General features: G+C 56.4%; 24 protein-coding genes. 14 read left to right on the top strand and 10 right to left on the bottom strand.

Annotation, left to right across the window (positions count from 1 at the left end; all coding sequences use genetic code 11):
• Nucleotides 1-4 precede the first annotated feature (4 nt).
• Nucleotides 5-1,213 carry a beta-ketoacyl-[acyl-carrier-protein] synthase family protein gene (locus tag AC2TDA_RS11670; RefSeq protein WP_480879356.1) on the top strand — a complete coding sequence of 403 codons (1,209 nt, stop codon included), beginning with the start codon at nucleotides 5-7 and terminating at the stop codon, nucleotides 1,211-1,213.
• A 51-nt stretch (nucleotides 1,214-1,264) separates the two neighbouring features.
• On the opposite strand, the gene AC2TDA_RS11665 is transcribed toward AC2TDA_RS11670, so the two are convergent.
• Nucleotides 1,265-1,858, bottom strand: a complete 594-nt coding sequence (locus AC2TDA_RS11665) for an invasion associated locus B family protein (protein ID WP_480879355.1) — start codon at nucleotides 1,856-1,858, stop codon at nucleotides 1,265-1,267.
• Between the two features lie 452 nt (nucleotides 1,859-2,310).
• Here AC2TDA_RS11665 and AC2TDA_RS11660 point away from each other — a divergent pair, with 452 nt between their 5' ends.
• On the top strand, nucleotides 2,311-3,858 hold the full coding sequence (locus tag AC2TDA_RS11660; protein WP_480879354.1) for a helicase HerA-like domain-containing protein: 1,548 nt from the start codon (nucleotides 2,311-2,313) through the stop codon (nucleotides 3,856-3,858).
• 45 nt (nucleotides 3,859-3,903) lie between these two features.
• Here AC2TDA_RS11660 and AC2TDA_RS11655 read toward each other — a convergent pair whose 3' ends face one another.
• From AC2TDA_RS11655 to AC2TDA_RS11625, 7 genes are all read right to left on the bottom strand, one after another.
• A complete protein-coding gene (locus AC2TDA_RS11655; RefSeq protein WP_480879353.1) occupies nucleotides 3,904-4,158 on the bottom strand; it encodes a hypothetical protein in 255 nt (84 codons plus the stop codon).
• A 183-nt stretch (nucleotides 4,159-4,341) separates the two neighbouring features.
• On the bottom strand, nucleotides 4,342-5,655 hold the full coding sequence (locus AC2TDA_RS11650) for a branched-chain amino acid ABC transporter permease (RefSeq protein ID WP_480879352.1): 1,314 nt from the start codon (nucleotides 5,653-5,655) through the stop codon (nucleotides 4,342-4,344).
• Complete coding sequence (locus AC2TDA_RS11645) at nucleotides 5,652-6,662, bottom strand: branched-chain amino acid ABC transporter permease (protein ID WP_480847913.1); 1,011 nt, start codon at nucleotides 6,660-6,662, stop codon at nucleotides 5,652-5,654. Before AC2TDA_RS11645 ends, AC2TDA_RS11650 begins: the two co-directional genes overlap by 4 nt.
• Nucleotides 6,662-7,114 (bottom strand): hypothetical protein, encoded by a 453-nt coding sequence (locus tag AC2TDA_RS11640; protein WP_480879351.1) that lies wholly within the window; start codon nucleotides 7,112-7,114, stop codon nucleotides 6,662-6,664. The genes AC2TDA_RS11645 and AC2TDA_RS11640 overlap by 1 nt, the downstream gene beginning before the upstream one ends.
• A gap of 5 nt (nucleotides 7,115-7,119) precedes the next feature.
• Entirely contained in the window at nucleotides 7,120-7,950 is an 831-nt protein-coding gene (locus AC2TDA_RS11635; RefSeq protein ID WP_480847911.1) for an ABC transporter ATP-binding protein, read from the bottom strand.
• Nucleotides 7,947-8,735 carry an ABC transporter ATP-binding protein gene (locus AC2TDA_RS11630; RefSeq protein ID WP_170413254.1) on the bottom strand — a complete coding sequence of 263 codons (789 nt, stop codon included), beginning with the start codon at nucleotides 8,733-8,735 and terminating at the stop codon, nucleotides 7,947-7,949. Before AC2TDA_RS11630 ends, AC2TDA_RS11635 begins: the two co-directional genes overlap by 4 nt.
• A gap of 130 nt (nucleotides 8,736-8,865) precedes the next feature.
• A complete protein-coding gene (locus AC2TDA_RS11625; protein ID WP_480879350.1) occupies nucleotides 8,866-10,047 on the bottom strand; it encodes an ABC transporter substrate-binding protein in 1,182 nt (393 codons plus the stop codon).
• A 152-nt stretch (nucleotides 10,048-10,199) separates the two neighbouring features.
• On the opposite strand from AC2TDA_RS11625, the gene AC2TDA_RS11620 reads away from it, so the two are divergent.
• Nucleotides 10,200-11,297, top strand: a complete 1,098-nt coding sequence (locus AC2TDA_RS11620; RefSeq protein WP_480847909.1) for a PQQ-dependent sugar dehydrogenase — start codon at nucleotides 10,200-10,202, stop codon at nucleotides 11,295-11,297.
• Here AC2TDA_RS11620 and AC2TDA_RS11615 read toward each other — a convergent pair.
• Entirely contained in the window at nucleotides 11,294-12,298 is a 1,005-nt protein-coding gene (locus AC2TDA_RS11615) for a GlxA family transcriptional regulator (RefSeq protein WP_480847908.1), read from the bottom strand. The genes AC2TDA_RS11620 and AC2TDA_RS11615 overlap by 4 nt on opposite strands.
• Nucleotides 12,299-12,466: 168 nt before the next feature.
• Between AC2TDA_RS11615 and AC2TDA_RS11610 the strand changes: the two genes are divergently transcribed.
• On the top strand, nucleotides 12,467-13,837 hold the full coding sequence (locus AC2TDA_RS11610; RefSeq protein ID WP_480879349.1) for a class II 3-deoxy-7-phosphoheptulonate synthase: 1,371 nt from the start codon (nucleotides 12,467-12,469) through the stop codon (nucleotides 13,835-13,837).
• 63 nt (nucleotides 13,838-13,900) lie between these two features.
• On the opposite strand, the gene AC2TDA_RS11605 is transcribed toward AC2TDA_RS11610, so the two are convergent.
• Nucleotides 13,901-14,575: a PAS domain-containing protein gene (locus tag AC2TDA_RS11605; RefSeq protein WP_480879348.1), complete on the bottom strand. Its 675-nt coding sequence runs from the start codon at nucleotides 14,573-14,575 to the stop codon at nucleotides 13,901-13,903.
• 245 nt (nucleotides 14,576-14,820) lie between these two features.
• Between AC2TDA_RS11605 and AC2TDA_RS11600 the strand changes: the two genes are divergently transcribed.
• The 10 genes from AC2TDA_RS11600 (at nucleotide 14,821) to phoB (ending at nucleotide 24,344) form a co-directional block, all read left to right on the top strand.
• Nucleotides 14,821-15,711 carry a YicC/YloC family endoribonuclease gene (locus tag AC2TDA_RS11600; RefSeq protein ID WP_480879347.1) on the top strand — a complete coding sequence of 297 codons (891 nt, stop codon included), beginning with the start codon at nucleotides 14,821-14,823 and terminating at the stop codon, nucleotides 15,709-15,711.
• Between the two features lie 18 nt (nucleotides 15,712-15,729).
• Complete coding sequence (gmk, locus tag AC2TDA_RS11595) at nucleotides 15,730-16,371, top strand: guanylate kinase (RefSeq protein WP_480847904.1); 642 nt, start codon at nucleotides 15,730-15,732, stop codon at nucleotides 16,369-16,371.
• Complete coding sequence (locus AC2TDA_RS11590) at nucleotides 16,368-16,892, top strand: gamma carbonic anhydrase family protein (protein ID WP_480847903.1); 525 nt, start codon at nucleotides 16,368-16,370, stop codon at nucleotides 16,890-16,892. The genes gmk and AC2TDA_RS11590 overlap by 4 nt, the downstream gene beginning before the upstream one ends.
• Before the next feature lie 27 nt (nucleotides 16,893-16,919).
• Nucleotides 16,920-17,966 (top strand): ATP-binding protein, encoded by a 1,047-nt coding sequence (locus tag AC2TDA_RS11585; protein ID WP_480879346.1) that lies wholly within the window; start codon nucleotides 16,920-16,922, stop codon nucleotides 17,964-17,966.
• 198 nt (nucleotides 17,967-18,164) lie between these two features.
• Entirely contained in the window at nucleotides 18,165-19,205 is a 1,041-nt protein-coding gene (locus AC2TDA_RS11580) for a substrate-binding domain-containing protein (protein ID WP_480847901.1), read from the top strand.
• Nucleotides 19,206-19,284: 79 nt separating this feature from the next.
• A complete protein-coding gene (gene pstC, locus AC2TDA_RS11575; protein ID WP_480879345.1) occupies nucleotides 19,285-20,757 on the top strand; it encodes a phosphate ABC transporter permease subunit PstC in 1,473 nt (490 codons plus the stop codon).
• On the top strand, nucleotides 20,754-22,115 hold the full coding sequence (gene pstA / locus AC2TDA_RS11570; RefSeq protein WP_480879344.1) for a phosphate ABC transporter permease PstA: 1,362 nt from the start codon (nucleotides 20,754-20,756) through the stop codon (nucleotides 22,113-22,115). Before pstC ends, pstA begins: the two co-directional genes overlap by 4 nt.
• A gap of 12 nt (nucleotides 22,116-22,127) precedes the next feature.
• Nucleotides 22,128-22,925: a phosphate ABC transporter ATP-binding protein PstB gene (pstB, locus tag AC2TDA_RS11565; RefSeq protein ID WP_480879343.1), complete on the top strand. Its 798-nt coding sequence runs from the start codon at nucleotides 22,128-22,130 to the stop codon at nucleotides 22,923-22,925.
• 16 nt (nucleotides 22,926-22,941) lie between these two features.
• Complete coding sequence (gene phoU / locus AC2TDA_RS11560) at nucleotides 22,942-23,643, top strand: phosphate signaling complex protein PhoU (RefSeq protein ID WP_480847897.1); 702 nt, start codon at nucleotides 22,942-22,944, stop codon at nucleotides 23,641-23,643.
• Between the two features lie 11 nt (nucleotides 23,644-23,654).
• Nucleotides 23,655-24,344, top strand: a complete 690-nt coding sequence (phoB, locus tag AC2TDA_RS11555; RefSeq protein ID WP_480847896.1) for a phosphate regulon transcriptional regulator PhoB — start codon at nucleotides 23,655-23,657, stop codon at nucleotides 24,342-24,344.

The raw sequence follows: 24,344 nt of genomic DNA, 5'->3' as shown, positions 1-24,344 counted from the left end.
CGGTATGAAACGCGTTGTCATTACGGGTGCGGGCACAATCAACTCGCTGGGCCATTCTGTTCCCGATACTCTTGAAGCCATGCGTGAGGGGCGCTGCGGCATCTCGGATCTCGAGTTTCGCGATGTCGAACGTCTGTCCATCAAGATTGGTGGTCAGGTGCGGGGGTTCGAGGCCGAAGGTCGGTTCAACCGCCAACAGATGACACTCTATGATCGGTTTACTCAGTTCACCCTGACAGCTGCAAAAGAGGCGATCGACCAGTCCGGCATTGCTTTTCACGGCGATCTGGCCGCGCGTTCCGGGGTTGTACTGGGAACGGCCGGTGGTGGCGTGTCAACATGGGATGACAACTACCGTTCGGTGTATGAGGACGGCAAAAATCGAGTGCATCCATTCGTCGTGCCCAAACTGATGAACAATGCGGCAGCGAGCCATGTGTCGATGGAACACAATCTCAAAGGCCCCAGTTTCACGGTGTCCACTGCCTGTGCCTCGTCAAACCACGCGATGGCGTTGGCCTTTCAGATGGTACGCAGTGGTGCGGCCCCTGCAATGATTACAGGCGGATCAGAGTCCATGCTGTGTTTTGGCGGTGTCAAAGCGTGGGAAGGCTTGCGGGTCATGTCCAAGGACGCCTGCCGCCCTTTCAGCGCCAACCGTAACGGTATGGTTCAGGGCGAAGGCGCAGGCGCGTTTGTGTTCGAGGAGTACGAGCACGCGCGCGCACGCGGTGCCGACATTCTGTGTGAAGTTGTTGGTTTTGCGATGTCGTCGGATGCCGCCGATATCGTGATGCCCAGTAAACAAGGTGCCTCACGCGCTATGTCGGGTGCCCTAGCGGACGCCAAACTGGATGCTAGCGATGTGGGTTATATCAATGCACATGGCACTGGTACCGCGGCTAATGACAAAACCGAATGTGCTGCCGTTGCAGATGTTTTTGGTCCACATGCAGATGAGCTAATGATCTCGTCCACCAAGTCCATGCATGGGCACCTAATCGGCGGCACCGGTGCGGTCGAGTTGTTGGCTTGCATCATGGCGCTGCGCGACGGCGTCATTGCTCCAACCATCGGGTATGAAGAACCCGACCCGGAATGCGCCCTGGACGTAGTCCCGAATGAGGCGCGTGAGGCAAAAGTAGATGTCGCTCTTAGTAACGCGTTTGCGTTTGGCGGGCTGAACGCCGTTCTGGCGTTGAAGCGCGTATAAAAAAGCCGCCGTGCAAACACGGCGGCAATTTATTGAGCTCGTCGTAATTTTTTAGTTTACGGACGGCGTCAGGCCATCAAAGGCCGACGTGAAACCACTCAGGGACATCTCCATGTTCAGAACCTGGTTGGGCGCGCGTGCGGGGACCAGCGACAGAACGGCCTTCGAACCTGATTTCATAGCATCGATGTCGCCTTGAGTGAGACCCAACTGCGCTATGCAGCCAACTGGCATGCAGTGGTGATAGTTGTAGAGCTTCCGCGGCGCGCCATCGATGGAAATCGCAAGCTGGGCTTGTAATAGGGTTTCCAACGGTACGACCACGTTCGCCCATGCAACAGCGGCGCCGCCTTCGGGCAGTTTACCAACGGTGACTTCCGCAATCGGATCGCCCTGGGCGCCCTTCAGAATCTGAACCATGGCGCAAGGATCAACATCATCTTCAGACTTGATGCACGAGATCCCCCACTCGCCGCTTTCTTCCTTGATGTATTGTTCGCCAATACGGGGGCCGGATTCGCCGAGATCCAGGTCACTTCCGACTTGCGACTGGTCGGTTTGCGCCTCTGATGTGTCCTGCGCGTAGGCCGCGCCGCTCAGCAGAGCTGCAGCCGCAAATGTGAATGGGACTAGTTTCCTGATCATGAATGCCTCGTAATGCTGATCCAGCTTTTTGTTCCCTCTATCACCAAGGAACCGTAGTGTCAGGTTTAAACCGGTATCCGTGCCTGAAAATAACAGATTTCCGCCGAAGCACTGGTCGCAATTGCATGTGATACCAACGGAAAAGGGAGCCGGTGGAGCGGCTCCCTTCTTGAATTTTTCTCCCCGTCGGACTGGCCGACTTAGTTATGCGCAAACGTTACGAGAGCGAAACCCAACGGTCAACAGCTATCCGCAAAAATTTGTCCCGCTTTTTAAAAAGTTTGATTGGGAGAGTCCGAAAAAAAAAGCCGTGCCCAAAGGCACGGCCAGTCAACAGGGAGGAAGTTTGTTCCCTTACGGATATCTTCGCAAAGAAACCAAAATGACTATCGCAGCCAAAGGTTAACTTTGTATGCTTGGCCCAGATCGTTAGAGTTTGGGGCAGTTTTTCTATGAGCGACAAAATTTTCATCGGCGGCGCGGGTCCGGACTACGGGCAGGCGCAGGGTTTGGCTTTGAAGTACGCCAACCGCCACGGGCTGATTGCGGGCGCGACCGGCACTGGCAAAACCGTCACGTTGCAAATCCTGGCCGAGGGCTTCTCAAAAGCTGGAGTCCCAGTGTTTTTGTCCGACGTCAAAGGGGATTTGTCCGGGTTGGCCCTGCCGGGTAGCGAAGATCACAAACTGCATAAGGCTTTTCAAGAGCGCGCAACTCGCATCGGGTTCGACGACTTCTCCTATGCCGCCTGTCCAGTCACTTTCTGGGACTTGTTCGGCGAGCAGGGTCATCCGGTTCGCACTACGGTGACCGAAATGGGGCCGTTGCTGCTATCGCGGCTGATGGAGCTGAGTGAAGCACAGGAAGGTATTCTGAACATTGCGTTTCGGGTCGCGGATGAAGAGGGGATGCCGCTGCTGGACCTCAAGGACCTTCAAGCGCTGTTGGTCTGGATTGGTGAAAACCGCGCGCAGTTGTCTTTGCGTTATGGCAATGTGTCGACGGCGTCAATCGGTGCTATTCAGCGTCGTTTGCTCGTTTTGGAAAATCAGGGCGGCACAAACCTGTTTGGTGAACCTGCGCTGGACCTTTCCGATCTGATGCGAACCGACGAGAACGGGCAGGGGATGGTCAACATTCTCGCCTCTGACAAGCTGATGGGCGCACCTCGGCTTTATGCGACGTTCCTGCTGTGGTTGCTGAGCGAGTTGTTCGAAGAACTGCCCGAGGTTGGCGACCCGGACAAACCCAAGTTGGTATTCTTTTTTGACGAGGCGCACCTGCTGTTCGACGACGCCCCCAAAGTCCTGGTCGACAAGGTCGAACAGGTCGCGCGGTTGATCCGATCCAAGGGTGTGGGTGTGTACTTTATCTCTCAGCACCCGGCGGACATCCCCGAGGATATTCTGGGTCAGCTTGGCAACCGCGTTCAACACGCTTTACGTGCCTTCACTGCTCGCGACCGCAAGAACCTGCGACTGGCAGCTGAAACCTACCGTGAAAACCCGGAGTTTGATACGGAAACGGCCATTCGCGAGGTCGGCGTAGGTGAGGCCGTAACCTCGATGTTGCAAAAGAAAGGCGTCCCAGGAGTAGTCGAGCGGACACTGATCCGCCCTCCTGGGTCTCAGCTGGGGCCGATAAACAAAGCCGAGCGTCAGGCGGTTATGAAAGCCTCGCCGATGGCTTCAAAATACAACGACGCCACCGATCGGAAATCGGCCTTTGAAATCCTTCAAGCGCGTGCAAATGCAGCCGCTCAAGAAGCTGCCGCCGCGGAGTCTGATGACGTTATCGAGCAGCAGACACCCATGGAACGCGAATACGCCTCGGCGCGCCGGTATTCCGGCAACCGTGTCGGAAGATCTTCTTCCCGTGTCACGCGCAAGCAGGACACGTTTGCAACCGCCATGAGTGAGGCGGTTATCAAAGAGCTAAAGGGCACAACCGGCCGCCGCATCGTTCGCGGCATATTGGGCGGGTTGTTCCGGAGCCGATGAAAGTTAAGAAGCGCCCGGTTACTACGTAATTGGGCGCCTGAGCCATCACTGATTCAGTCGGCGCAGCCCCTCTTGTTTGCAGTAATTGTCTGCTTCGGGCACTGACATTTTGGTGGCGGGAAAGTCTATTGCGCGATCCCACGAGACACGGTCTTGCCGATACAATTGGCAAGTCACTACACCCTTTTCTGTCGGAACCTGAACAGGGGTGGTTTCCAGTTCTTCCGGGGTTGGCACACAGGCCGAAAGTGCAGCCGCCAAGATAGCAATGGCTGCAGTAGTTTTGAGTGAAGTCGGCATGGGGTTCGTTACTCTTATTAACAAAAATGATAGTTACAATCTGCCCGGGCTCTCTCCGAAATCGCCCGTCAGGTACCGCAGGATTGATGAGTGGCGGTAACCCGGTTTATTCTTTTTTGACCATCGAAACAAGAAACCGCGCCGAATGACGGCGCGGTTCAACAGTTCTCAGTGAGTTTTCGCCTACTTTTCAGGAATTAGGCCCCGAGGGCTGAACCTGAGAACAATCAGCAGGATCAAACCCATCGTGAACAACCTCATATGAGCGGCACTGCCGATCAGATGCGCCTTCAGGGCGCTACCATCCGGCATCCCGGCGGTGATCAGGTTCATCAGCCACAGGCCGATGGGTTCGACCTGAACCCACAAGAACCAGATCAGGAACGCTCCCAGTACGGCGCCAAAGTTGTTGCCCGAGCCACCGACGATCACCATGACCCAGACCAGGAAAGTAAATCGCAATGGCTGGTACGCGCCGGGGGTCAACTGACCGTCCAGTGTGGTCATCATCGCGCCTGCGACCCCGCAGACTGCTGAACCCAAGACAAAGATTTGCAGGTGCCGGCGAGTGACATCCTTGCCCATCGCCTCGGCCGCGACCTCATTGTCCCGGATGGCGCGCATCATGCGGCCCCAGGGGCTTTTGAGCGCCATCTGTGCCATCCAAAGCAGTGCCAGAAGCACAACAAGGAACAGCAGCGAATAGCCAAGTTTGACTGACAGGGTCGAGGCCGTGACTGGATCCAGCCCAAACCACTCGGCGCGGGCGAGAAAGCTGGGGTCATTCTGAAGCTCGACCTCGTAGCCGACGACTGGGGCAGGGCGCGGAATACCGTAAACATTCTTTACGCCACGGGCCAGCCAGTCCTCGTTTTTCATGATCGCTATGATGATCTCGGCAATGCCCAGCGTTGCAATTGCCAGATAGTCCGAACGCAGCCCCAGTGCCGTTTTGCCGATCAGCCAGGCAGCACCTGCTGCCAGCAAACCGCCTGCCGGCCAGGCTAGCAGAACGGGCAGGTTAAGACCTCCCAGGCTGCCTTCGACTGCGGGGTTAATCGCCTCAACCGCAGCCGCGTTTGGATCAAAGATTGCGCGATAGACAAAGAAACCAACCAGCAGGATGCCGATGATCGACACGGTTTGAGTGCGCCCTTTTGGCAATTTCTGCGCGACGAAAACCGCTGCCACCACCGTTGCCGCGCCCATTAACAGAGCCAGAATAATCCCATAACCACCCGCGGACCATGCTCCGGACGTCGGAGGGGTTGAGACCAAAACAACTGCAAGACCGCCCAGTGCAACAAAGCCCATGACACCGACGTTGAATAGTCCAGCGAAGCCCCATTGCAGGTTAACACCGATCGCCATGATGGCCGATATCAAACCCATGTTCAGGATCAGGATCGCGGCGTTCCAGCTTTGTGTGAAACCCGTCAGTAGGATCAGACAGCCAACGACAACGAAAAGCAGCGTGTTTTTGACAGACTCGCTCATACCGCTTTCCCCTTAAACAGACCCGTTGGTTTGAACAAAAGCACGATCAGCAAGATGACAAAGCTGACGGCGAATTTGTAATCGGTGGAGAGGAACTGCACCAAGCCCGAAGGGGCCAAGCTTTCTGGCGCCATATAGGTGAGAACCTTTTTCCACGCATAGGTGATTGTGACCTCGGAAAAGGCGATGATGAACCCACCCGCGATCGCACCCAAGGGGTTGCCGAGGCCACCCACGATGGCCGACGCGAAGATGGGTAGCAGAAGTTGAAAATAGACGAAGGGTTTGAAACTCTTGTCCAGCCCGTAAAGAACGCCTGCCGTCGTGGCCAAGGCTGCGACGATGATCCATGTGATCATCACCACACGTTCAGGATTGATGCCAGAGAGAAGTGCCAGATCCTCGTTATCCGAATAGGCCCGCATCGATTTGCCGGTGCGCGTCTTGTTGAGGAACCAGAACAGTAGCGCTACGGCGACAACGGCAACGATCACGGTGATACCCTGAGAGGTTTTGATCGCCAGACCCTCTCTCAGCCCAGTCATCGCTTTGAAATCCCTTGCGGAAATCAGGAAACGTGCGCCGTCTGAAAACCTTTGATCATCAGGACCAATGATGAATCGCACCAGACCGTTCATGATGAACATTACGCCCATCGAAACGATCACCAGAATGACCGGCTTGGCCTTCTGTTCCCGGTAAAAGCGGTAGACAAACCTGTCGGTGATCAGCACCAGAACGATACAGCCCAGAATGGCAAAGGGCAGGGCGAGCAGAGCGGTCGGCAACGGCCCAAAACTGACGCCCGCGGCTTGCAGGCCCCACGTGACCAGAACAGCGATCATTGCGCCAAAGGCCATCGTGTCGCCATGGGCAAAGTTCGAGAACCGCAGGATGCCATAGATCAGCGTCACCCCCAGAGCGCCCAGCGCCAACTGGCTGCCATAGGCGATTGCGGGAACAAGGACGAAGTTGGAGAGCGCCACAAGGGCGTTTAGGAAATCCATTAGTTGTTTTCTCCGCAGTGGCCATGAAGTACCGACACGTCGACCAACCCACCTCTGGTTTGCGTTGTGATAGTGACGTCAGTTGGTTTACCCTTGTCCAACTCGATCTGCATGATCGCCATTTCTCTGTCGTCGGTACGGCTTGCAACAAGTCTGCCATCTGTCGAAAGTTCCGGTTCGAACTCAAAGCCGGCTAACGGAAGTTTGGAGTCCTTGTCTGGCCCGACAGAAAAAGTGTTTAATTGGTTTCCAACAGAAGAAAGCTCCATGTTAAAGCCGCCCTCTAGACACTCGACGGCGTCACAGTTGTTCGAAATGCAATGCGCACGAACTTCACACATTTTCATACGGCAAAAAGCTTGAGGAAGGATTTCTGCATAGACTACGCTAGCCGAACCGAACCCTGTGGCAGTCAAAAAAAGCATGCGTTTCAGGCTTTGAAGAGTAAACACAGCACTCACCCCCCCAAGAAGCTCTTACGCACTTCAGGATCCGCCAGCAGTTCCTTGCCCGTGCCGGTATAGGCATTCCGCCCCTGAACCAGCACATATCCTTTGTCCGCGATCTCCAGTGCCTGACGGGCGTTCTGTTCGACCATCAGGATCGGCAGGCCGGTGCGCGAAACCTCGATGATCCGGTCGAACAGCTCATCCATCACGATGGGCGAGACACCGGCGGTGGGTTCGTCCAGCATCAGCACCTTGGGCTGGGTCATCAGCGCGCGGCCCACGGCGACCTGTTGGCGTTGGCCGCCCGACAGCTCTCCGGCGGCCTGATTGCGTTTGTCGCGCAGGATGGGGAAGAGGTCAAAGACCTGCTCCATCGTCTGGCTGATGTCGTCGCGGCGGATGAAGGCTCCCATCTCGAGGTTTTCCTCAACCGTCATCGTGGTGAAAATGTTTTGGGTCTGAGGCACGAAGCCCATGCCTTTGATCACGCGATCCTGTGGCGATAGGTTGGTGATATCTTCGCCGTCCAGCCGCACAGCGCCAGCACGGACGTCCAGCATTCCAAATACAGCTTTCATCGCGGTGGATTTACCGGCACCGTTGGGACCAACGATTACAGCGATCTCACCTTTATCGACGGCGATGGTGCAGTCATGCAGGATGTCCGGGCCTTTACCATATCCGCCGGTCATGGTGTCACCGATAAGAAACGGGCCGCCGCCGACATAATGGGTTTCACCGCTTTTCCTGTGCGCCGGGGTCATTGTCCCAATGCCGGCAGTGTTGGTGATCGAAGCGTCTTTGTTGCCGTGATCGTCCTGATAGGGGTTGTCGCTCATGCGCCGGCCTCCAGCTTGTCCTTGTTCTTCAGGCCGGTGCCCAGATAGGCCTCGATCACGTGTTCATTGGCTTTGATCTCGTCCAGAGTACCCTCGGCCAGAACCTTACCCTCGGCCATGCAGATAACCGGGTCGCAGATTTTGCCGATGAAATCCATATCGTGTTCGATGACGACAAAAGTATAGCCGCGTTCCTTGTTCAGGCGCAGGATCGTGTCGGCGATGGTCATCAGTAGGGTGCGGTTCACACCTGCGCCAACCTCATCCAGAAATACGATCTTGGCGTCGACCATCATTGTGCGGCCAAGCTCCAGCAGTTTTTTCTGACCGCCCGAGACCTGACCGGCCTTGTGATCGGCCAGATGTTCGATGGTCAGGAATTCCAGAACCTCGTCGGCCTTTGCCTTCAGCGCGCGTTCTTCATCCGCGATGCGCTTGCGTCCGAACCACGTGTTCCACAGCGATTCCCCGGATTGTGCGCCGGGCACCATCATCAGGTTTTCGCGGCAGGACATCGACGAGAACTCATGCGCGATCTGGAAGGTACGCAGCAAGCCTTTGTGAAACAGATCATGAGGCGGCAGGCCGGTGATTTCCTCGCCATCCATGAATACTTTGCCGCTTGTCGGCGGTAGAACACCTGCGATCACGTTGAACAGAGTGGTTTTTCCAGCCCCATTCGGCCCGATCAGGCCAGTGATGGAACCTTTTTGGATTTCCAGCGATGCCCCATCCACCGCGTGAAACCCGCCGAAATGCTTGTGCACGTCCTCGACGACGATCATCTTTTCCCCTAGCCACCCTTGTCGGTGTTTCTGCTTCCCTATCCCCAAAAGGTGAGGTGCGGCCTTTTTTCATTGAAACAGCCCGGACACAAGGCCCGGGCTGCTTGGTCTTATAGATTGTAGGCCGAAATCAACGGAAGTTGACGGTCTTGTTTTCGCCGTCGGTTACCTCGATCTCGCGGTAGGAACCTGCGCTTTCACCGGGGCCGATCAGCTCAACGCCCGACGCGCCGACATAATCGATGTCCTGACCAGCGGCCAGCAGTTCCAGACCCTTGGCCAGCTCGCCAGGATAGATTTTCTCACCCGGAGCGTTGGCGACGTCCATGATCTTGGCGCCATATTCAGCCGGGTTGGTCGACCCTGCGGCTTGCATGGCCAGCATGAACAGAGCAGCTGCGTCGTAGGACTCAGGCGAGTAGGGCGATGAGCCGTCAAAGCCCGCGGCCTCGGCCATGGCAAAGTACTTTTCGGCACCTTCACCGCCCGAACCGGCGATCTGACCGAACGAACCGTTCAGGTCGGGCCCGACATTGGCGGGCAGCGAGTCACCGATCATACCGCCTGGCAGGCCGAACGTGTCGAACGCGCCGCTGTCCAGAGACGACTGGATGATGCCCAGGCCACCTTGGTCCAGATAACCTGCAACGACCAGAATGTCGCCACCGGCCGATGCCAGTGCACCAACTTCGGCCGAATAGTCGGCTTTGCCGTCTTCGTGCGCGGCAACGATGGTCACTTCACCGCCTGCTGCTTCGAACGAGGACTGAATCGCATCGGCCAGACCTTTGCCGTAGTCGTTGTTGGTGTAGGTCAGCGCGATCGAGGTGATGCCGCGGTCCTTCAAGATGTCGGCCATCACTTCGCCTTCCCGCGCATCCGACGGAGCAGTGCGGAAGAACAGGCCGTTGTCTTCCATGGTCGACAAGCCGGGCGACGTTGCCGACGGTGAGATCATGACCATGCCGTTCGGAATAGCCACGTTCTGCAGGATCGCACCGGTCACGCCGGAGCAGTCACCGCCGATGATGCCGGCTACGCCCTCACCGATCATGCGTTCGCCGTTCGATGTCGCCAGGCCGTTGTCGATGCAGCCGGTGTCGGCACGCGATGCGGCGACTTTGGCGCCGTCCAGTAGTTTACCGGATTCGGTGACCTCAGCCATTGCCAACTCGGCACCTGAACCCATAGCCGGGGCCAGCGATTCGATTGGGCCGGTGAAGCCAAACAGAACGCCCAGTGTCACGTCTTCGGCCATTGCGGTACCAGCCAGCAAAGCGGTTGCTGCAGTTGCTGTAAGCAGCTTTTTCATATGGTTACTCCCTTATTGGAACGTATTCGTTCTGGGCACGACCCTAGGCAAGCTATTCGGAAAAGAAAAGTCCTAACGAAAAGTTGGCTTTCACATGGCCACGCTATCTTGTTTGCTCAGACGTGGGCGACCCAAATTACCGGAGGTTTCGGATGCTTAGGCTTGGTGTTTTTCTAGTGTTTCTCTTCACATCAGGTGTCGCGTCTGCAGACCAGATACAAACCTCGGTCGGCACTGTGACTTTGACTAAGCTTGTCGGTGGGCTGGATACGCCCTGGGCTATCGGCATTTTGCCGGACGGTGCGTTTCTGGTGACCGAGAGGGATGGCAAATTACTTCTTGTTGCCGACGGGGACGTAAGCCGGGTCAAAGGTACCCCAAAGGTCGCAGCGTCAGGTCAGGGTGGATTGTTGGACGTCACCGTGGCGCGTGACTTCGCACAAAGCCGTGAAGTTTTCCTGACGTTCTCGAAAAAGCAGCGAGGTGGCGCGGGGACAGCTGTGGCCGTGGCGCGCCTGTCTGAAAATGGGAAGCGACTGACAAATTTACGAGTCATTTTCGAAGCAATACCAGGTGGTTCATCGGGTCGGCATTTTGGCTCGCGGGTTGTCGAGGCTACGGATGGTACTTTGTTCGTGACTATAGGGGACAGGGGGGACGGACCCGCGGCGCAGGATCTCTTGACCCATATGGGAACGGTTATTCGTATCAATCGGGACGGAACAGTGCCAACCGACAACCCATTCAAAGGGGAAGCGTCCGTTCGTCCCGAAATCTGGTCCTACGGACACCGAAACGCGCAAGGCGCCGGTTTCGATGCACAAGGGCGGCTTTGGATTTCGGAACATGGTGCGAAAGGGGGGGACGAAATCAATCTGGTACGGCCCGGCGCAAATTACGGCTGGCCGGTTATCTCGTACGGTACGCACTACTCGGGCAAAAAGATCGGTGAAGGAACGTCCAGACCGGGAATGGAGCAGCCCAAATACTACTGGGACCCGTCTATCGCTCCGTCGGGGTTGATGGTCTATTCAGGAAAGTTGTGGCCGCAGTGGAGAGGTGATCTGTTCGTCGGGTCGCTCAAATTCGACTATATTGCGCGGCTGGCTGGTTCTCCGCTGCGCGAAGTCGAGCAGATCAAAGGGCCCGAGACGGAGCGCGTTCGGGATATCGTCGAAGCGCCTGACGGGTCGATCTGGTTCATCTCGGTTGGAAATGAAGCGGTCTACAGGATGACGCCTGCCCGTTAAACGGACAGCCTTCCGCCTTGAGCGCCACGCTCGCGATAGGGCGTCGTGTTGTAATGCGCCCGGTAGCATTTCGAAAAATGCGAGGGGCTGGCAAATCCGCAGGCGAGCGCCACGTTAATCACGCTCATATCCGTCTGCATCAGCAGGTTGCGTGCTTTGTGCAGACGCAGCTCCATATAATAGCGCTTGGGCGACCGGCTAAGGTAACGACGGAACAGACGTTCTAGCTGACGCGTTGACATGCCGACGTCTTTGGCCAGAATCGAAGGCGAGATCGGCTCTTCGATGTTCTTTTCCATCATCAGGATGACCTGACTCAGCTTGGGGTGGCGCACGCCGATCCGGGTGGGTGTGGACAGGCGTTGAGTGTCCTGATCCGTACGGATCGAGGAATAGATCATCTGATCTGCAACGGCATTTGCCAGCTCTTCACCGTAATCTGCGGCGATCAGTTTGAGCATCAGATCAATAGACGACGTTCCGCCTGCAGTGGTCATCCGGTTTCCGTCGATCAGAAATACTGACTTGGTCAGTTCGACCGAGTCGAATTCTTCGGCAAAACTGTCGGAGTTTTCCCAATGAATCGTCGCACGCTTGCCATCCAGCAAACCAGCTTTGGCTAGCGTATAGGCCGCGGTGCACAGCCCGCCAATCTTCAGCCCTTTGCGCGCTTCACGGCGCAACCAGTTAAGCACGCGTTTTGTCGTGGCTGCTTGGACATCGACGCCGCCGCAAACAAGGATTACTTCGTCCCGCTGAAGCTCGGACAAATCGCAATCAAGATTGAATTCTGTCCCGGCCGAACATTTGACCGTTTCACCGCCTTCACCGGCCAGCGTCCAGGAATACAGGTCGCGATCAGACATACGGTTGGCGATGCGCAGGCTATCCAGCGCTGACGCAAAGGACAGCAGTGAAAACTTGTCCAGCAGAACAAAAACATAATTGTTCGGCTTTGTGGCATTGCTGTCCACAGTGACAACTTGGCGTTGCTCTTGCATGGCGAACTGTCCTTGATTCGGTGCCTGCCGACTTTTTACAGACGGCGGAATTGCCAGCCACCATGCTCAAAGCTTGTTTACGTCGTCAAGAGGCGCAAAAGGATATGGTCACTCTTCATTGCATTTTGTATAGAGACGCTCTGAAATACTTCAGCGGAGATCAGAGCAATGACCGAGTGGCAAAAATCGAACTGGCGCAACAAGCCCCGTGTTCAGATGCCCGAATATACCGACCCGGCCGCCCTGGCCAAGGTTGAGGCAAAGCTTTCGCAGTATCCCCCGCTGGTTTTTGCGGGTGAAGCGCGACGCCTCAAGCAACATCTGGGTGCCGCCGGTCGTGGCGAAGCGTTCCTTTTGCAGGGAGGCGATTGCGCGGAGAGTTTTGATCAGTTCAGCGCCGATGCAATCCGTGACACTTTCAAGGTGATGCTGCAAATGGCGATGGTTCTGACTTATGGCGCCAAGGTGCCGGTGGTCAAAGTCGGCCGCATGGCCGGGCAATTCGCAAAACCGCGCAGTGCGCCGACAGAAGTATTGGATGGCGTGGAACTGCCCAGCTATCGCGGCGATATTATCAACGAACTGGCTTTCACGCCCGAGGCAAGGATTCCGAATCCTGAAAAAATGCTTCAGGCGTACACACAGGCGGCTGCGACGCTGAACCTGCTGCGCGCTTTCTCGACCGGTGGTTTCGCCGACATGAGCCGGGTGCATTCCTGGACTCTTGGATTCACAGATGAGCAGGACGTTCAAAAATACTCCGAGATTGCGGATCGGATTCAGGACACGATCGATTTTATGGAAGCGGCCGGCATTACAGCTGACACCACCCATGAATTCTCGACCGTTGAGTTCTATACCAGCCACGAAAGCCTTCTGCTGGAATATGAAGAGGCACTGACGCGTTTGGATTCAACGTCCGGCAATTGGCTTGCGGGTTCAGGTCATATGATCTGGATCGGCGACCGTACGCGTCAGCCGGACGGCGCACATGTCGAATTCTGCCGTGGCGTGCTGAACCCGATTGGCCTGAAATGTGGTCCGACAACGACTGCCGAGGACCTCAAGGTTCTGATGTCCAAACTGAACCCGGAAAACGAAGAAGGCCGTCTGACCCTGATCGCACGTTTCGGCGCAGGTAAAGCGGGCGAGCATCTGCCGCGTTTGGTCAAGGCTGTGAAAGAAGAGGGCGCCAAGGTCACCTGGGTCTGTGACCCTATGCATGGCAACACGATCAAATCGGCCACGGGCTACAAGACACGTCCGTTCGAATCCGTTCTGCGTGAGGTGCGCGACTTCTTTGGCGTACATCAGGCCGAAGGAACCATTCCCGGTGGCGTGCATTTCGAGATGACCGGTCTGGACGTCACCGAATGCACCGGCGGTGTACGTGCCGTGACCGAGGAAGATCTGTCTGATCGTTACCACACCGCCTGCGACCCGCGCCTGAACGCAACGCAGTCGCTGGAGCTGGCATTCCTGGTTGCCGAAGAGCTGACCAACCTGCGTCGTGATCGGAAGAAACGCGCTGCGAGCTGATCGGCATCAACAAAAACCAAACCGGCGGGCCATTTGCCCGCCGTTTTTTTTGCCCCCTCGTGCTCAATCGTCGCGAGACGACACCAGCCTTAGATGGCTTTTGGGTGGTTGAAGCGGCTCTTGATCTTCTGCAAAGCCAAACGTCTGTTCTGGGGTAACCTGTGGTGGAAGTTGAAGGTCACCAACGCTGCGCACACGGTTGTCGGTGATTGCAAAACGTCTCGGCGTTGTTCCGATCACACCATCGCATATCATGACACCCAAAACCCGGCTGACGTCACCAAGGTCGCTTTTCAACGGAAGAAGGATCATACGGGCCTGTAGACGTGCGCGACCCAGCTTGCCTTTGGACACCATGCCAAGCTCGGCAACGGCGGGTGCTGCAAAAACCTGTTCCAGCTGCGTCGTCACTTCATCACGCGCATCCGGTTCGAAGAAAGAGGTCAGCGGCATTCCACGGACTTCCATTCCTGCCAGCTTGTTTAGGTGGCTGCCCGCGAGCCGAAATCGCGCCAGACCGGGCGCAATCCGCTCAAGAATAAATGTATATTCCAGAATATTCTCCAGCCCGCGCGGGTCAATCTGCGACCGCATTGGCACCCCGTCGCCAGTCAGAAGCGCGGTCCAATATGCCTCGGCCTGGCGGATGGGGGACAGGCTGCGCCCGCTATCAAAGCGATCCATTGCAACGATCTTTCCAAAACTTGAGCCGGAACCAGTCCCGAAAAAGGTTTTCATTTTCATCACCCTAACATCAATCACTCGCGATTTATCTAAAATGCCGTGTAATAGGCAGCACAGCGATACACCAGCCGTTGCGACCGGTAGATTGGCATGGGTTAAGACAATTTTGGAGGAATTCTTTAACGAATGGTTAACTTCGTCGGATGAATTCAGGAATAAGCAAGGTCTTGCCCCGGGGCGGCCGATGGCATTAGGTGCGGCAAGCGCGCGGAACGTGCGACAGAATTGAAAGGGCAGGCATGATCAACTCCATGACCGGATTCGCCTCGGGCAAAGGCGCGTTGGCCCCCCATAGCTGGACGTGGGAGCTGCGGAGCGTCAACGGCAAGGGCCTGGACATGCGGCTGCGGGTTCCCGATTGGCTGACAGGGCTGGAAGCCGCGCTGCGGTCCGAGCTGTCAAAGGCCGTCGGCCGGGGAAATGTCACCTTGTCTCTGCGGGTGAACCGGGAAGAAACCTCTTCGGATATAAGATTGAATACTGTTGCCATGGACGCGGCGCTGGCGGCTTTAGCTCAGACCGAATCTATGGCTACCGCGCAGGGGCTGACGTTGGCTCAATCCCGCGCCAGTGACCTTTTGTCGTTGAAAGGTATGATGGAGGTCGGCTCTGACGCGGATGATGCCGCGCCGATTGTCGCGCAGCTGAAGACCGAATTCGGCGGCCTGCTGTCCGATTTCCTGACCATGCGCCAAGCCGAAGGGCGGGCATTGGCAGATATCCTGCAATCTCAGCTGGACCGCATTGCGGACCTGACCGAGCAGGCGGCCGGGTTGGCCGAAAAACGCCGGGAAGACATGGCGCAAGCATTGCGTGACAACCTTGCGCGTGTTTTGGATAATTCCCGGGATGCCGACCCCGAACGCGTCGCTCAGGAACTGGCTTTGATCGCAGTCAAGGCCGACATCACAGAAGAGATCGACAGGCTGGCCGCGCATGTGACTGCCGCGCGGACATTGCTGGCCGAGGATGGCCCTGTCGGGCGCAAACTTGATTTCCTGACCCAGGAATTCAATCGCGAGGCCAATACGTTGTGCTCCAAATCCCAGCATGCCGAACTGACGTCGGTTGGGTTGGAGCTGAAGGCGGTCATTGATCAGATGCGTGAGCAAGTGCAGAACGTAGAATAACAGACGGGAACCAGAAACATGGCGGATCGCCGAGGTCTCTTAATCATCTTGTCCTCCCCCTCGGGCGCGGGCAAATCCACTCTGGCCCGACGGCTGATGCAGTGGGACAGTGAGCTGGAATTCTCGATCTCGGCCACGACCCGTGCCCCGCGACCGGGCGAAGAGCATGGGCGCGAGTATTACTTTCTGTCCGAGGACGCCTTCAGGCAACAAGTGGCTGATGGCCAGATGCTGGAACACGCGCACGTGTTTGGTAATTTTTACGGGTCTCCTGCGGACCCGGTGCGTGATTCAATCAACCAGGGTCGGGATGTTCTGTTCGATGTGGACTGGCAAGGCGAAGTTCAGATTCGCAATTCAGATCTGGGTAAGCATGCTTTGTCGATCTTCATCCTACCGCCGTCGATCCCGGAATTGCGCCGCCGGTTGGAAACCCGTGGGCAGGATAGTGCGGATGTCATCGCAAAGCGGATGCTTAAAAGCTGGGACGAGATCAGCCACTGGGGGTATTACGATTATGTCCTGATCAACGATGATCTGGATACCACCGAGGAAAAGCTGAAAACGATTGTCAGCGCCGAACGTATGCGGCGCATTCAACAGCCGCGCCTGCAGCACCACATCCGCACTCTGCAGACTGAATTCGAGGGGTTGTCATGACTGTATTTGCCTTGGGCGAACACGTGCCTCTCATTCATGAAGACACATGGGTTGCACCGGATGCCAACCTGATTGGTAAGGTGGTGTTAGAGCAGGGCGCCTCGGTCTGGTTTGGTTGCACTATTCGCGCTGACCACGAGGAAATTCGCGTGGGGGCGGGCAGCAATGTTCAGGAAAACTGTGTCATGCATATTGATGCCGGGTATCCACTGACCATTGGCCAGAACTGTACAATCGGGCACAAAGTTATGCTGCATGGCTGCACCATCGGCGACAACAGTTTGATCGGAATGGGCGCTATCGTTCTGAATGGCGCAAGGATCGGTCGAAACTGCCTCATCGGAGCAGGGGCCTTGATCACCGAAGGAAAGGAAATCCCCGATAACTCGCTGGTTATGGGGTCTCCGGGTAAGGTGGTTCGTCAACTGGACGAGGCTGCCGCGCAAAAACTCACGCTAAGCGCGCTGCATTATCAGGAAAACATGCGCAAGTTTCGCGACACTCTCAAACCGGTTTCATAAGGCAATCAACGCCGGATAGGCCCCGATATGTCCCACGAGCTGATTGGCGAATTTGTTTCGGCTGTACCGATGCCTGCTCTGATGGTGGATCAGACAGAACGGATCATTGCAGCCAATACGGAAGCAAAAACGCTTCTGGGCCAGAATATCGAGGGGCGTCACTATGCAACGATCCTGCGTCAGCCGCAGGTGATCGAAGCCATGGAGCAGAGTCTACGAACCAAAGGCCCCGCAAAAACGCGCCATCTATCCAATGACGGTGCGCAGGATACGACGTTTCAGGTGGAATGCCGGTACATGAATGGTGTCGGCGCGGTATCGGGTGGGGCGGTTCTGGTGGTGTTTCAGGATGTCACTCATCTGGAGCAAGCCAGCCAGATGCGCCGCGACTTCGTAGCCAATGTCAGCCACGAGTTGCGAACCCCTCTGACTGCGTTAATGGGGTTCATCGAAACCCTGCGCGGCCCGGCCCGCAACGACGCCAGTGCCCGAGAACGATTCCTGCAAATCATGACGGACGAAGCCAACCGGATGAATCGGCTGGTTGGGGATCTGTTGTCACTGAACAGGGTCGAAAGCGAAGAGCGTGTTCGCCCCAAGGAACAACTCGACCTGACCGGACTATTGCAATCCATTCTGAATTCCCTGCGGCCGTTGGCCGATGATGCCCCGGTAACGATGACACTGAATGCGCCACCCGAACCGGTCATGCTGACGGGCGACAGCGATCAGTTGCGACAGGTCTTCACCAATCTGATCGAGAACGCGATCAAGTACGGTGGCAGCGGCGAGAGTGTGACGATTAATGTTCGGCCTTCAGAACGCGACACAGCGATGCGAGGACCTGCTGTGCGGGTTGAGATTGTAGATAAAGGACCGGGTATTGATGCCATTCATCTGCCCAGGCTGACCGAGCGATTCTATCGGGCAGATAGCCACAGGTCTCGTGAACTGGGTGGAACCGGGTTAGGACTGGCGATCGTTAAGCACATCGTCAATCGCCACCGGGGCCGGCTGCGCGTTGAAAGCGATCTGGGAAAAGGCTCCGTCTTTACAGTGATTTTGCCACGCTGATGAGGCGGCGAGCCTGAACTGACGTGCGACGAAAACATGACAAATTCACCCTTCGTCAAGTTAAGAAAGCCTAAGAAAATCGTGAGTTGTCATAAAACTGTTACGTATGTGTCACAAAAGGCTTACGCACGGCGCTTAGGGGTGCCGACAAGATCATCATGGGGATGATCAATTTATATCTTTCTCAAGGAGACTGTAATGTCCTTTGTAAAACTGTCGGCTTCTGCACTGGCCATCGCGGCCGTCTCGGCTACTACTGCTGCTGCTCGTGATCAGGTTCAGGTTGCTGGTTCGTCTACTGTACTGCCCTACGCCTCGATCGTCGCCGAAGCCTTCGGTGAGAACTTTGACTTTCCGACGCCGGTTGTTGAATCGGGTGGTTCCTCGGCAGGCCTGAAGCGGTTCTGCGAAGGTGTTGGTGAAAACACCATCGACATTGCCAACGCATCGCGTCAAATCCGCGAAAAAGAGATCAAGGCCTGTGCCGAAGCAGGCGTGACCGATATCATCGAAGTTCAGATCGGTTATGACGGCATCGTGTTTGCCAGCGACATCAACGGCAACTCGTTCGAATTTACACCAGAAGACTGGTACAAAGCCCTGTCCGCTCAGGTCGTTGTTGATGGCGCGTTGGTCGATAACCCATACAAAACCTGGGCCGATGTGAACCCGGACTTCCCGGCGCAGCCGATCGCAGCCTTCATCCCGGGCACCAAGCACGGCACCCGTGAAGTGTTCGAAGACAAAGTAATTCTGGCCGGTTGTGAGCATCTGGGCGACTTCGACGTCTACAAAGCTGCCAACGGCGACGACAAGAAAGCCGCTGAAAAAGCCTGTATCGCTCTGCGTACCGACGGCGTTTCGGTCGACATCGACGGCGACTACACCGAGACTCTGGCCCGTATCGACAGCAACAAAGACGGCATCGGCGTCTTCGGTCTGGCGTTCTACGAGAACAACACCGACAAGCTGCAGGTAGCAACCATGTCGGACGTTGTTCCGTCGACAGAATCGATTGCCACCGGTGAGTACCCCGTTTCGCGCCCGCTGTTCTTCTACGTGAAGAAAGCCCACATTGGCGTGATCCCCGGCCTGAAAGAATATGCCGAGTTCTTTGTAGCCGATGAGATCGCTGGTCCTGACGGCCCGCTGGCGGAATATGGTCTGGTCTCTGATCCGGAACTGGTCAAGGTTCAGGAGGCTGTAGCCAACGAAGCCACGCTGGGTGGCGGCTCCTAACCCGAATGCTCTTGGGGCCGGGGCGTTTTTTCGCCCCGGTTCCTTTTGACTCCTACATCGCCATCCCTACGGAGTTTACATGGCTTTATCCTGGCTGCTGCTGATCCTGCTTGCTCTGGCTGTCATTGGCTATTTCATGGGCCGCTCCCGAGCATTGACAAGTGCAGGTGGAGAGATCCGCGAATTGCACTCTCTGCCTTCCTATTATGGCTACAACGTCGCTTTGAGCGCGCTGGTTCCCGCCTTGTGCGTGTTGATTGTGTGGTTGCTGGTTCAGCCGATGATCGTGAATAGTGCAGCGTCCAATCTGATTCCAGACGAAGTCATCACGGAAGGCTCCAATCGTGGCCTAGTCATGAGCGAGGTTCGCCGAGTTGCCAATGGTTTGGACGGCGCAGTTAAATCGGGCGCTATGACAGAGGGCGATTCGCGCGATGGGAACGCAGATGTCGAAGAGCTCACAGAAAAACTCAAAGCTGCCGGACAAGTTCTGACGCAAGATATTACCAAACCCGTCTTGCTTGCGGCCCAGAAATACCGCGTCATGAATGCAGCTGGCACGGTCGCGATGCAGATATCGGTGCTACTGCTAGCGCTGGTTGGAGCCGCCTTCGCCTATATTCGCACACACAAGGAATTCCGCGCGCGCAATGTGGTTGAACAGGGTGTTCTTGCACTTCTTTTGTTTGCTGCGTCTATCGCCATCCTGACAACTGTCGGAATCGTCCTGTCGATGCTGTTCGAAACCATGAATTTCTTCCAACTGCACTCGTGGAAGGACTTCTTCTTTGGCAGCACCTGGGCACCGAATTTCCGCGGAGGCAGTGAGTTGTCGATCCTGCCGCTGCTATGGGGAACGCTTTATATTTCAGTGATTGCGCTTCTGGTTGCCGTTCCGATCGGCCTGTTCGCCGCGATCTACCTGTCCGAGTATGCTTCAGGGGCGACCCGCGCGGTGGCTAAGCCGCTGCTAGAGATATTGGCGGGTATTCCCACGATTGTTTACGGTCTGTTTGCATTGCTGACCGTCGGCCCCGCGTTGGTGTCCATGTTCGGCAATGGTGGCGTTCTTGGGGTTGGCTGGATGGCCAGTTCCAACGCTGTACTGACCGCCGGCCTGGTGATGGGCATTATGTTGATCCCGTTCGTTTCTTCGCTGTCTGACGACATCATCAACGCCGTGCCGCAATCGATGCGCGACGGTTCGCTTGGTCTGGGCGCGACGCATTCAGAAACGGTACGTAGTGTGATCCTACCAGCAGCTCTGCCGGGCATCGTGGGCGCGGTTCTGCTGGCCGCCAGCCGGGCCATCGGCGAGACCATGATCGTTGTGATGGCGGCAGGAGCCATCGCCAAGTTTTCAGGCAACCCATTCGAGGCGATGACCACAATTACCACACGTATCGTCAGCCAGCTGACCGGAGATACTGATTTTGCCAGCCCTGAAACCCTGGTGGCCTTTGCGCTGGGTCTGACTCTGTTCGTCATTACACTGGGGCTGAATATCTTTGCCCTCTACATCGTACGCAAATACCGGGAGCAGTACGAATGACCGATATGTCCCAAACACCAGACGCTTCTCCGACTGCAAAACCCAAAAGCGGATCGCTGTTTGAAAAAGACACGCGTACCAAGCGGCGAAACGCGGCGGAAAGCCGTTTCAAGATGTACGGGATCGCAGCCATTGGCGTTGGCTTGCTGATGCTGATCGTGCTGGTCACCAACATCGTGACCGCTGGGGTAGGGGCGTTCCAACAGACCTACCTTGAGTTGGACGTGAACCTGCGCGAAGACAAGCTGGACAAGAAGGGCGAGCGCAATATCGACGACATCAAGAAGGTTTCGACCTTCGGTTATGCTCCTTTGGTATCGGCAGCGCTTGAAGAAGAAGTTCAGAAACTGGGCATTCAAACAGAGCTGACTGCCAAACAGATGGGCGGTATTCTGTCCAAGGCTGCGATGGCAAAGCTGCGCAACTACGTGATCGCCCACCCTGAAGAGATCGGCCAAACGGTCAGCTTTCGCTTTTTGGTCAACAGCCGCGTGGACGGTTACGTCAAAGAGCGCGTTACCCGCGAGTCGATCGCTAACGACAAAAGCATCTCGGTCGAGCAACTGGACTTCGTCGATCAGTTAATCGAGGCTGGGGTTCTTTACAAAGCTTTCAACCCGGACTTCATCCTGGGCGCTGATGCGTCCGACCAGAGACCCGAGGCCGCCGGGATCGGCGTGTCGATGCTGGGCTCGCTGTTCATGATGCTGGTTGTGTTGGTTTTGGCGCTGCCGATCGGCGTTGCCGCTTCGATTTATCTGGAAGAATTCGCCCCACAAAACCGACTGACTGATATCATCGAGGTGAACATCTCGAACCTGGCTGCTGTCCCGTCCATTGTTTTCGGTATTCTGGGTCTGGCCGTGTTCATCAACTATATGCACCTGCCGACGTCAGCCCCACTGGTCGGTGGCTTGGTGCTGACACTGATGACTTTGCCGACGATCATCATTTCGACCCGCGCGTCGCTGAAAGCGGTGCCTCCGTCGATCCGTGACGCGGCGTTGGGGGTAGGGGCCTCAAAGATGCAGGCGGTGTTCCACCACGTTCTGCCGCTGGCCGCACCTGGAATTCTGACCGGGACCATCATTGGTCTGGCTCAGGCTCTGGGCGAAACTGCGCCGTTGCTACTGATCGGGATGGTGGGCTTTATCGCCTCGAACCCGCCCGACGGCATCGTGGCTGGCTTCCTGTCGCCAAACTCTGCCATGCCGGCACAGATCTACGAATGGTCCAAACGTGCCGACCCGGCCTTTTACGAACGCGCATGGGGGGGCATCATCATCCTGTTGATCTTCCTCGTCACAATGAACACCATTGCGGTACTCCTGCGCCGCCGCTTTGAACGCCGCTGGTAAACGGAGGCTATTATGAATGATATGACACGAGTGGAGAGAACCGTGGACTCCAAAGCCATCAAGATCGCCGCGAACAATGTTCAGGTTTACTACGGTGACACGCACGCCATCAAAGACGTAGATGTTCAGATCGAAGACAAGACCGTGACCGCCTTTATCGGCCCGTCGGGCTGCGGTAAGTCGACCTTCCTACGTTGTCTGAACCGAATGAATGACACGATCGATATTTGCCGGGTGAAGGGCGATATCTTGCTGGATGGCGAGGATATCTACGACAAGCGTGTAGACCCGGTTCAACTGCGCGCCAAGGTGGGTATGGTGTTCCAGAAACCCAACCCGTTCCCCAAATCGATCTATGACAATGTGGCCTATGGCCCGCGCATTCACGGTCTGGCCAAGAACAAGGCGGAACTGGATGAGATCGTTGAAAAATCCCTGCGTCGCGGCGCGATCTGGGACGAAGTAAAAGACCGTCTGGATGCCCCCGGAACCGGCCTTTCTGGTGGTCAGCAACAGCGCCTGTGCATTGCGCGCGCTGTGGCTACGGCCCCGGAAGTTCTGCTGATGGATGAGCCATGTTCAGCGCTGGACCCGATTGCAACCGCGCAGGTCGAAGAATTGATTGATGAACTGCGCGAGCGGTATTCGGTCGTGATCGTGACCCACTCGATGCAGCAGGCGGCGCGCGTCAGCCAGAAGACGGCGTTTTTCCATTTGGGCAATCTGGTCGAATTCGGTGAAACCGGCCAGATCTTCACCATCCCCGAAGATCCCCGTACGGAAAGCTACATTACAGGCCGGATCGGCTGAGCACAGGTATTCAAACATGACCGAACAACATATAGCATCCGCATTCGACCGCGACCTCGAAGCAATTCAGGCCCATATCATGAAAATGGGTGGTCTGGTCGAGGCTGCCATCATGGGCGCCGCGCGATCGCTTGAAGCACGAGATGAAGAACTGGCCCAGCAAGTGCGTCAGGGCGACAAAGCCATCGACGCGCTGGAAGATGTCATCAACGAGGAAACTGCACGCCTGATTGCGTTGCGAGCTCCTACTGCCGGCGACCTGCGGCTGGTGCTGTCGGTGCTGAAAGTTTCCGCCAACCTCGAACGTATTGGCGACTACTCTAAGAACATTGCCAAGCGGACGACCGTTTTGGTCAATGCGGGCGAGATCAATGGCAGTGCCGCCGCGTTGCGCCGTATGGCGCGCGAAGTCGAGGTGATGCTTCGCGATGCTCTGGATGCGTACATTCAGCGTGACGCCGAACTTGCTGCGGACGTGATTGAGCGCGACGAAGAAGTGGACCAGATGTATAACGGGCTGTTTCGAGAGTTCCTGACCTTCATGGCCGAGGACCCGCGCAATATCTCATCGTGTATGCATCTGCACTTCATTGCCAAGAACATCGAACGTATGGGCGATCACGTGACTGCTATCGCCGAACAGGTCGTCTATCTCGTCACGGGTGAACGTCCGACCGAATCCCGCCCCAAAGCCGATACCACCTCGCAAACTGCCTAGGAGGCAAGACAATGTCCGCTGATCAACCGACAGTGCTGGTTGTCGAGGATGAACTGGCGCAGCGCGAGGTGCTTGCCTACAACCTTGAGGCGGAAGGCTTCCGCGTTTCTAAGGCAGCCAACGGTGACGAAGCCTTGTTGCTGGTGGATGAAGACAGCCCGGACATCATTGTCCTTGACTGGATGATGCCGAATCTCAGTGGAATTGAGGTGTGTCGCCGGCTGAAGACCCGCCCCGACACACGTTCTATCCCGATCATCATGCTGTCGGCCCGCAGCGAAGAAGTCGACAAGGTCCGCGGTCTGGAAACCGGGGCTGATGACTATGTCGTCAAGCCGTATTCGGTGGTGGAACTGATGGCGCGGGTCCGTACCCAATTGCGTCGCGTGCGCCCAGCAACTGTTGGTATTCGCCTGGAATTCGACGACATCATTCTGGATTCCGAGACCCACAAGGTCAGTCGCAACAATAAGCCGCTGAAACTCGGCCCAACTGAATTCCGGCTGCTGAGCACGTTCATGGAAAAACCCGGACGTGTCTGGAGCCGTGAGCAGCTGCTGGACCGCGTATGGGGCCGGGACATTTACGTCGACACACGCACAGTTGACGTACATATCGGACGATTGCGCAAGGCGCTGACACAGCACGGCGGTAAAGACCCGGTGCGCACGGTTCGCGGCGCCGGTTATGCATTGGGCTGA

Source organism: Ruegeria sp. HKCCD6426, from assembly GCF_057221115.1.
The sequence above is the reverse complement of the archived record's forward strand: the minus strand, read 5'-3'. Positions and strand labels throughout refer to the sequence as shown.